This window comes from Kitasatospora sp. NPDC057015, assembly GCF_042673745.1.
GTDB lineage: Bacteria > Actinomycetota > Actinomycetes > Streptomycetales > Streptomycetaceae > Kitasatospora.
The window spans coordinates 24,486-32,736 of sequence record NZ_JBHUSG010000074.1 but is presented as its reverse complement, the minus strand read 5'-3'; the positions used below and the strand labels follow the sequence as shown (position 1 = coordinate 32,736).

Sequence of the window (8,251 nt, the reverse complement as noted above, 5' to 3'; positions counted from 1 at the left end):
GCACCACCACAGCACCATCCCGTGACGCGCCCCACCCCCACCACCCCGGGGGCCAGGGGCGCCTCACGCGTTCCCCCACCTCAAGAACACCCGAAGACTCGAAGACCCGAACCGCGACCGCACGGCGGCCCCGGTGCGGCGGCTAGCGGTCCGGCCAGCCGTCCTCGTTGGAGCAGGACTCGTAGTCGAACCCGGTCGGGCCGTCCCACTCCTCGCCGGTGACCTGCTCGTACGCGTCCTCGGCCAGGTAGAGCAGATCCTCGCCGTGCAGTGTGGTCGCCGTGTGCGGGGCGAACAAAGCGGGATCGGCCAGCACGGCCTCGTACCGCTCGCGCCCGGCGGCGACCACGGCGCAGCGGGAGTAGAGGAAGCAGTCGGCGGACTGCGGGAACGGCTTTCCCGGGCTGCTCATGTCGATGACCGGCGCCGCCCCGAACTCCTGCCGGTCCAGCCGGTACAGCGCCTCCGCCAGCCGCTCGCCGAAGCCGGTGATGGCGGTCGGCGGCAGCTGCGCCAGCGCGTCGGCCAGCGGGTCGGCGAAGTCGCAGCGGACCGGATCGCCGAGCAGGTCGATCAGCGTCCAGAACTCGTCCCAGGTCGTCATGGGCGGCATTGTGCCCGGTGGCTCGGACAACGCCCCTCCCGGCGCCGCCGCGGCTCAGCAGCCCGTCGTGCTTGACGGGGGTACGAGCGTGGCGTGCAGGGCGCGGTCCGCCTTTACCGTGACGGTGGAGGCGCCGTGGTCGATCGTCGTGGGTTCGAAGCGGAGCGTCTCGGGGAGCTCCTGGTCGGTGATCGCGTCGCCGAGGTGGACGACCGTCAGGGTGCCCTTGCAGTGCTCCGGCTCCGGGGGCCTGGTCCCCACCACGAGGCCGACGCCCAGGGTCAGCGCCAGCGGGGTGGTGCTGATCGCCTCGTAGGTGTACTCGGCCTGCTGGCCCGGCGTCCGGGTGCTGGTGGGCAGGCCGGGGATCCGGGGCCTGGGTGACAGGCCGGGGATGCCGCTGCGCCAGTCGTTCGGGTTGAAGGTGGCCGGGGCCGTCCCGCTCACCAGCACCCAGAAGTGCGTGACGTTCACGTACAGGGCCTTGCAGGCCCGGTGGTCGAAGGCAGGGTCGAAGTGCACGCCGTCGTACGAGGTGTGCAGGCCGTTGAGCGTGCCGGTCTTGCTCGGCAGCTTGACCAGGTAGTCGTGCAGCTGCTGCTGGGTGAAGGCACTGGTGTCGGTGCAGTCGGCGACGGGACGCGGGGTGGGTGAGGTCGTCGGCGTGGGTGCGGCGGTGGGGGAGGGGGACGGCGAGCTCTGCGCCGTGGTGGCCGCCGGGCCGCCGGTGCCGTCGGCGGACGTCCCGCCGGAGCCCGCGCCCGAACAGCCGGCGAGGGCCAGCACCGCGCCGGCCAGCACCGGCCCCACACCCCGCCGAGACCGGGTCGACCACCCCATGCCCACTCCTCCGCCTTCGGCCCCGCGACTGTCTGACGCACCGTCATTCGATGGTGACAGAGGATCGGGCGCTGCGCAGGGTAACGGCGGAACCACCGTGCGTCCGGGCGTGGTTGGACGAGTTCGCGCAGGTCGGGCCGCTCCCGGGCAGTGCGGGGCCGCCGGGCTCAGAAGATCGACCAGCCGGTGGCGGTGGTGAAGGCGTCCAGCGCGGTGACCGCGCCGACGGAGTTGCCGGCCGCGTCCAGCGCCGGACCCCAGGCGCAGAGCGTGCCGCGGCCGGGGACGACGGCGAGGATTCCGCCGCCCACTCCGCTCTTGCCGGGCAGGCCGACCCGGTAGGCGAACTGGCCGGCCGCGTCGTAGGTGCCGCAGGTCAGCAGCACGGCGTTGATGCGCTTGGCCTCGCTCCTGGTCAGCAGCCGGGAGCCGTCGGCGCGCAGGCCGTGCCTGGCCAGGAAGAGCCCGGCCAGTGCGAGGTCGCGGCAGCTGGCGGTGAGGGCGCAGTGGTCGTAGTAGTGCTGGAGGACGGTGGTGACCGGGTTCTCCAGGTTGCCGTAGCTGGCGATGAAGTGGGCCAGGGCGGCGTTGCGGTGGCCGTGCTCGGCCTCGGAGGCGGCGACCACCGAGTCGCTGTCGAGCAGCGGGTTGCCGGACTCGGCCCGCAGGAAGTCCCGGACGGCGGCGCGGGCGTCGCCGGTGAGGCTGTGCAGCCGGTCGGTGACGACGACGGCCCCGGCGTTGATGAACGGGTTGCGGGGGATGCCGTGCTCGCTCTCCAGCTGGACCAGCGAGTTGAACGGGCTGCCGGAGGGCTCGCGGCCGACCCGCTGCCACAGGTCGTCGCCGCCGACGGCGAGCGCCAGGGCGAGGGTGAAGAGCTTGGAGATGCTCTGGATGGAGAAGGGCTGCTCCCACGCCCCGGCCCCGTACACCTCGCCGTCCACGGTGGCGAGCGCGAGGCCGAAAGCCGCGGGGTCGGCGGCGGCGAGCGCCGGAATGTAGTCGGCGACCCGCCCGGTGCCGAGCACCGGACGGGCCGCTTCCATGGCCTGGTTCACCTGGTCCTGAAGATCCACCAGGCCATTGTGCACGCGGCCGCGGGTGCCGCGGCCGCGTGCGGGGTCAGTGCGCGAGCACCGGGACGGCGTTCAGGTCCGCGTCGCTCGCACCCTCGCCGGTCGGGGCGCCGCCCTGGTGACCGGTGTTGATGAAGGTGAAGGCGATCAGGCCGGCCAGCACCAGGATGCCGAACGACCACCAGATGGCGGTGGAGAAGCCGTGCACCATCGACTCCAGCTGCAGCGCCTGCTTCGAGGTCGCGCCGGCCGCGTGGGCCGTGAGGTAGGCGGTGGTGGCGCTGGCGGCGATGGTGTTGAGCAGCGCGGTGCCGATGGCGCCGCCGACCTGCTGGGAGGTGTTGACCATCGCGGAGGCGACGCCGGCGTCGCGCGGCTGGACGCCGTGCGTGGCGAGGCTCATGGCGGGCATGAACGCGGTGCCCATGCCGAGGCCCATCAGGATCAGACCGGGCAGGATCAGCGCCGGGTAGGAGCTGTCCATCTTGATCTGGGTGAGGATCAGCATGCCGAGCGAGGCGACCAGGAAGCCGGGCGCCATCAGGTAGCGCGGGGCCACCCGGGTCATCAGCCGGGCGCCGATCTGGGTGGAGCCGGTGATCATGCCGGCGACCATCGGGAGGAAGGCCACGCCGCTGAGGACGGGGCTGTACCCGAGCACGACCTGCAGGTAGTAGGTGAGGAAGAGGAACAGGCCGAACATGCCGATCACGGCCAGGCCGAGCGACAGGTAGACCCCGCCGCGGTTGCGGTCGAGGACGACGCGCAGCGGCAGCAGCGGGGCCTTGACGACGCGCTCGACCACGGCGAAGGCGCCCAGCAGGACGACGGCCGCGACGAACAGGCCGATGGTGATCGGGGCGGACCAGCCGTCGGACTCGGCGCGGGTGAAGGCGTAGACCAGCGAGACCAGGCCGGTGGTGACCAGCAGGACGCCGGGGATGTCGAGCCGGTTGCGGTTGCGGCCCTGGGCGGGCTCGCGGATCACCAGGATCGCGCCGGTGGCGGCGATGATGGCGAACGGGATGTTGACGAAGAAGGTCCAGCGCCAGTTCAGGTACTCGGTGAGCAGACCGCCGAGGATCAGGCCGATGGCACCGCCACCGCCCGCGATCGCGCCGTAGATGCCGAAGGCCTTGGCCCGCTCCTTGGCGTCGGTGAACATCACCGCGAGGAGGGAGAGCGCCGCGGGGGCGAGCAGCGCGCCGAACACGCCCTGCAGGGCGCGGGCGCCGAGCAGCATGCCGGTGTTGGCGGCGGCGCCGCCCAGGGCGGAGGCGAGGGCGAAGCCGATGAGGCCGACGACGAAGGTGCGCTGGCGGCCCCACAGGTCCGCGATCCGGCCGCCGAACAGCAGCAGGCCGCCGAAGGCGAGGGCGTACGCGGTGATGACCCACTGGCGGTTGCCGTCGGTGATGCCCAGGTCGTTCTGGACCGACGGCAGGGCGATGTTCACGATGGTGGCGTCGAGCACGACCATCAGCTGGGCGAGGCCGATGAAGATCAGCGCTTTCCAGCGCCGGGGGTCGGGCTGCAGGGCTGTTTCGGGCATGGGGGTACTCACTTTGCGGTGCGAGGCTTGCTAAGCAGGGCAGTTGGCAGGCGAAACCGTCGCCGTGGCGGGACTGTCGTCCGGGCGCACGGGATCGCACTGGTCGGGTCGGGCTCGGTCGGGCGCCGGTCGGCGACCCGGTGGGACGGGCGTTGGGGAGCTCGGGGGTCGGGCCCCGGTCGTGGACGGCGGCGCCGGCCGTGGGCGTCGGGCGCCGCTCATCGGTCGTCGGGCGTCAGGCGCCCGGTGCGGTGTCGGTGTGGTGCTGGAAGTCCTCGAAGGTGATGGCCCGGCCGGGCAGGGTGCTCGGGGCGGGGGCCCGCATGCCGTCCAGGAACAGCTGCAGGTGGCGGTGGACGAAGTCGGCGAAGTTCACGCAGGCGGTGCCGGGGAGCGGTCGGGTGAGCTGGCTGATGGCGACGAAGACGTCGCCGGGGCCCACGTCCGGGCGCAGTGCGCCCGAGCGGTGGGCCCGGTCCAGCAGTTCGGCGACCGTGCTCTCCAGCCGCGAGCGGGCTTCCACCAGCTCGGGGTCGAACGGGTCGAAGCGTCCGGACATCATCGGGCACAGGGCGCCGAGCTTCTCGTCGGCCGCCGCGTGCACGAAGGTCTGCAGGGCGTCGAACGGATCCGAGTGGTCCGCCAGGGCGGATTCGGCGTGTGCGACGATGCGGGTCTTCACGTGGAGGACGACGGCCCGGAAGAGGGCCGAGCGGTCCGGGAAGTTACGGTACAGGGTCGCGTTGCCGACTCCCGCACGCTTGGCGATCTCGTCGAGCGGGGCATCGGCGCCGTGCTCGACGAAGGCCTCCCGGGCTGCCGCGATGATCCGCTCCCGGTTGCGTGTGGCGTCCGCGCGCAGCTTGGGCGCGCGAGGGGCAACGGTGGCGGTGCTGGTCACGGCCTGCTCCTCTCGGGTTCCGGGGAGATCTTCCCCGTTTCGTCCTTCAGAAGAGCAAACGGGGAGTGAGTCCCCAGAAATTTCACGGAGCGATGTGATCCGGGTCACATCGCTCCGTGAGATGTTTCGACTCCCCGCCGTGAGGTGGCCGGGTGCGCGGGAGTGGCGGCCGGGCCGCCCCCGGGTCAGTCCAGTGCGGCCCCGCCGGCAGCGGAGAGCACCGCGACGGTGTGCTCCGAGCGCACCATCCGCAGCATCGGGCAGCGCTCGTCGGCGGCGGCCAGCAGTGCGTCCGCCGCCTCCGGGGTGAGCGGGCCGCGCAGGTCCACGGTCGCGGCGAGGTCGTACGGGACGGCCGGCGCGTCGGTCGGGACGCCGAAGAAGCGGGCGTCGTTGTTGCGGGCGGTGACCGCGACCTCCACCCGGTCCAGCGGCAGGTCCTCCAGCGCGGCGATGCACAGCAGGGTGTGGGTCAGGCAGGTGCTGATCACCGCGCAGAGCAGTTCGGGCGAGGACGGGCCGAGTCCGAAGCCGCCGATGTCCGGGCCGCCGTCCCCGACCAGGGACCAGTCGCCGACCCGCACCTTGCGGACCCCGGTGGCGTCGTCCGCCACGCAGACGGCGCGGATCTCCTCGTCCCAGTCCTCGCTCGCGGGCCGGCGGCCGGCGGCGGCCCGCATGGCCGCGCCCTTGTCGCGCAGGTGCTCGGCCAGCCCCGGCCGGCGGGGGGCAGGTGTGATCGTCATGCCGGGCAGCGTACGGGCCGGGCGGGCGGCCCGGGCCCGTTTCGGACCGCCCGGTTCAGCGCTTGGAGTGCCGGCCGCGCCGGGCGCCGGGCTCGCCCGCGGCGGCGGAGCGGCCGGCCGCCAGCCGGGCCACCGCGGCGGCGAGGATCAGCAGTCCGGCCGGCACCGCGATGTTCAGCGCCTGCCGGATGCCGTCCGGATCGCGCAGGGCGTTCAGCGGCAGGCCGATCCGCCCCAGCAGGTAGAAGGAGTCGTAGGTGGCCGCCAGGTACGCGACGGCGCCGAAGAGCACCGCGAAGGCCAGCAGCGGAACGCTGCGCTCGCCCGCGGCGAGCGCGAGCACGGTGACCGCGACCAGCAGGACGGGCGTGGCGCCGTTGAACAGCAGCAGCTCGGCCGTCTCCCGCAGGGCGGACGCCGAGTGGACGCCCTTCCAGTGGGTGGCGGTCAGCCAGGCCGTCCCGCCGGCGAAGGCGGTGGCCGCGAGCAGCGCGGGCACGAGCCGCCCGAGCCGGCCGGCCCGCCGGTAGTGCCGGATCAGCAGGATCCCGGCGACCGCCACCGCCACCAGCGCGTACGCCTTCAGCAGTCCGGGGCGGGGGAGCTGCTCGACGGTGAGCAGGCCGCCCGGGGCCGAGACCCCGACCGCGCACGGCGCGCCGTCCGAGCAGGAGGACCCGGCCGTCACGTACAACGGCAGTGACAGGAGCAGCAGCCCGCCGAACACCGCCAGAGCGAACCAGTACCGTCGCGTTGCCATCCGAGCCGCCCGTCCGTCGCGTGGAGACCCTGCTTTGCGCCCGATTCTCCATGACCTGTCAAGACCCGTCGGGGGCGCGCCGTGCCGCGCCGGGACCGTCCCGTCCCCCTAGGCTGAGGGCGGCGGGCGGCCCTGCGGCCGCCCGTTCGCCGGGACCGGCCCGGCACCGGGTCGAGGAGGTACCGCGAAGATGGGCAGCCGAACCGCCAGGGTGCGATGCGTGCCGGCCGCGCCGTGCTGGGTCAGCCTGATGGCGCGCGACCTCGACGCGGCGCAGGCCTTCTACGGGCAGTTGCTCGGCTGGGAATTCGAGCCCGCACCGGACCGCTTCGGACCGTACGTCCACGCCGTGGTCGAGGGGGAGGCGGTCGCCGGCCTGGGCGTGTCCGGCGGCGGCTGGGCGATGCCGGTGGCCTGGACCGGCTACTTCGGGACGGAGAGCGCGGACGTCGCCGCCGACGCGGTCCGCGAGCGCGGCGGCACCCTCGCGGTCGGCCCGCTCGCCTTCGACGCGGGCCGGGTGGCCTTCGCGGCCGACCCGGCGGGCGCCGTCTTCGGCATCTGGGAGGGCCCGCCCGGCCCCGCCCGGCAGCTGGCCCTTCCGGGCTCACCGGTCTGGATCGAGCTGCGCACCCCCGACCCGTTCGCCGCGGCCATGTTCTACGGCGAGGTGTTCCGCTGGGACGACCGCGACCCGGCGCACTTCGAGGTCCGTTTCGAGCACGAGCGGGTGGTGCTGCGGGTCGAGGGCCGCAGCGTCGCCGCGCTGCGCGCGGAGAAGGCCGCCGGCGGGGCGGGCACCCAGCCGCACTGGGAGGTCTCCTTCTCGGTGGCGGACGCGGACGCCGCCGCCGGGCTGGCCGACCGCCTGGGCGGCACCCCGATCGGGCCGGTGTTCGAGACGCCGTACGGGCGGGTGGCCCGGCTGGCGGACCCGGAGGGCGGCCGGTTCGCGGTGATCAGCCCTCCGTCGTAGCGGACGGCGCCGGCGGCTCGGCCGCAGCCGCCGGGCCGTCCTGCCTGGCCGCTCGCAGCTGCTCCCCGAGCGAGACCAGCAGCTCCGCCGGCACCGCCTTGCGGACGGCCGGGAAGAGTCGCTCGTCCTCCTCGGCCAGATGGGTGTGCACGGCGGTGGCCAGGCCCTCCAGCAGGTGGCCGAAGGCGGGATCGCCGGGTTTCTGGCCCTGCAGGTCGGTGAGGTACTGCCCGATCGCCAGGTGGTCCGCGAGGCTGGTGAAGACGAGCGAGCCGCCGTCCGGCACCCGGTCGTGGACGGTGGGGAAGAGATGCTCCTCCTCCTCGGTGCAGTGGCTCAGCAGCAGGTCGGAGAGCTCCTCGACCAGCGCGACCACGCCGTCGCCCCGGCCGGCGTCCGCCGGGGGCGCGCCGACGCCGTCCGGGGCGGTCGGCACCGGCTGCGGGGCCTGCGGTCCGGTGCTGCCGGGCTCGGCGGTGTGCGGCGCCGCGCTCTGCGGTCCGGCGGCGGGCGGTCCGGCGGTGCGGTCCGGTGCGGTCTTCTCGATCCGGGCGAGCAGCTCCGCCACCGCCCGGTGGTCGGCGCTGAGCTCGTCCACGACGTCTGCCCTGCGGCTCATGGCTGGCCTCGTTTCGGTTCGCCCCGTTCACCTCGGCCGGCCCGGTCAACCGTCGACTGCGTCCGGTGAGCGGGTCCGGTGTTACCAGTATCCGGCGTCGGCCGGGTGACCGTACGGTGCCGCCCCCGGGCGGGCCGTCCTGCGCAGCCGTCCGGACCGTCGTCGCGCGGCGCC

9 protein-coding genes are annotated in these 8,251 nt (G+C 74.0%); 1 reads left to right on the top strand and 8 read right to left on the bottom strand.

The window, feature by feature from the left end; genetic code table 11:
• Positions 1-142: 142 nt before the first annotated feature.
• From ACFTWP_RS39100 to ACFTWP_RS39070, 7 genes are all read right to left on the bottom strand, one after another.
• Entirely contained in the window at positions 143-604 is a 462-nt protein-coding gene (locus ACFTWP_RS39100; RefSeq protein WP_380269936.1) for a DUF4240 domain-containing protein, read from the bottom strand.
• Positions 605-658: 54 nt separating this feature from the next.
• Positions 659-1,444 carry a hypothetical protein gene (locus ACFTWP_RS39095; protein WP_380269935.1) on the bottom strand — a complete coding sequence of 262 codons (786 nt, stop codon included), beginning with the start codon at positions 1,442-1,444 and terminating at the stop codon, positions 659-661.
• A 167-nt stretch (positions 1,445-1,611) separates the two neighbouring features.
• The gene (locus tag ACFTWP_RS39090) at positions 1,612-2,523 is read right to left on the bottom strand and encodes a glutaminase (RefSeq protein WP_380269934.1); all 912 of its coding nucleotides are present in this window, start codon (positions 2,521-2,523) and stop codon (positions 1,612-1,614) included.
• Positions 2,524-2,569: 46 nt separating this feature from the next.
• Complete coding sequence (locus tag ACFTWP_RS39085; RefSeq protein WP_380269933.1) at positions 2,570-4,075, bottom strand: MFS transporter; 1,506 nt, start codon at positions 4,073-4,075, stop codon at positions 2,570-2,572.
• A 235-nt stretch (positions 4,076-4,310) separates the two neighbouring features.
• Positions 4,311-4,976, bottom strand: coding sequence for a TetR/AcrR family transcriptional regulator (locus ACFTWP_RS39080; RefSeq protein ID WP_380269932.1), 666 nt, complete (start codon positions 4,974-4,976; stop codon positions 4,311-4,313).
• Between the two features lie 185 nt (positions 4,977-5,161).
• Entirely contained in the window at positions 5,162-5,722 is a 561-nt protein-coding gene (locus ACFTWP_RS39075) for an OsmC family protein (protein ID WP_380269931.1), read from the bottom strand.
• Between the two features lie 55 nt (positions 5,723-5,777).
• Positions 5,778-6,482, bottom strand: coding sequence for a hypothetical protein (locus ACFTWP_RS39070; RefSeq protein WP_380269930.1), 705 nt, complete (start codon positions 6,480-6,482; stop codon positions 5,778-5,780).
• 190 nt (positions 6,483-6,672) lie between these two features.
• Between ACFTWP_RS39070 and ACFTWP_RS39065 the strand changes: the two genes are divergently transcribed.
• Positions 6,673-7,458 (top strand): VOC family protein, encoded by a 786-nt coding sequence (locus ACFTWP_RS39065; RefSeq protein WP_380269928.1) that lies wholly within the window; start codon positions 6,673-6,675, stop codon positions 7,456-7,458.
• On the opposite strand, the gene ACFTWP_RS39060 is transcribed toward ACFTWP_RS39065, so the two are convergent.
• Positions 7,442-8,077 carry a hemerythrin domain-containing protein gene (locus tag ACFTWP_RS39060; RefSeq protein ID WP_380269927.1) on the bottom strand — a complete coding sequence of 212 codons (636 nt, stop codon included), beginning with the start codon at positions 8,075-8,077 and terminating at the stop codon, positions 7,442-7,444. The genes ACFTWP_RS39065 and ACFTWP_RS39060 overlap by 17 nt on opposite strands.
• Between the last annotated feature and the right edge of the window lie 174 nt (positions 8,078-8,251).

Excerpts from the sequence above, each read along its gene's own strand:
- ACFTWP_RS39095 (WP_380269935.1), bottom strand. The coding sequence starts at position 1,444 with ATGGGGTGGTCGACCCGGTCTCGGCGGGGTGTGGGGCCGGTGCTGGCC.
- ACFTWP_RS39065 (WP_380269928.1), top strand. The coding sequence starts at position 6,673 with ATGGGCAGCCGAACCGCCAGGGTGCGATGCGTGCCGGCCGCGCCGTGC.
- ACFTWP_RS39060 (WP_380269927.1), bottom strand. The coding sequence starts at position 8,077 with ATGAGCCGCAGGGCAGACGTCGTGGACGAGCTCAGCGCCGACCACCGG.
- ACFTWP_RS39085 (WP_380269933.1), bottom strand. The coding sequence starts at position 4,075 with ATGCCCGAAACAGCCCTGCAGCCCGACCCCCGGCGCTGGAAAGCGCTG.
- ACFTWP_RS39100 (WP_380269936.1), bottom strand. The coding sequence starts at position 604 with ATGACGACCTGGGACGAGTTCTGGACGCTGATCGACCTGCTCGGCGAT.
- ACFTWP_RS39070 (WP_380269930.1), bottom strand. The coding sequence starts at position 6,482 with ATGGCAACGCGACGGTACTGGTTCGCTCTGGCGGTGTTCGGCGGGCTG.
- ACFTWP_RS39075 (WP_380269931.1), bottom strand. The coding sequence starts at position 5,722 with ATGACGATCACACCTGCCCCCCGCCGGCCGGGGCTGGCCGAGCACCTG.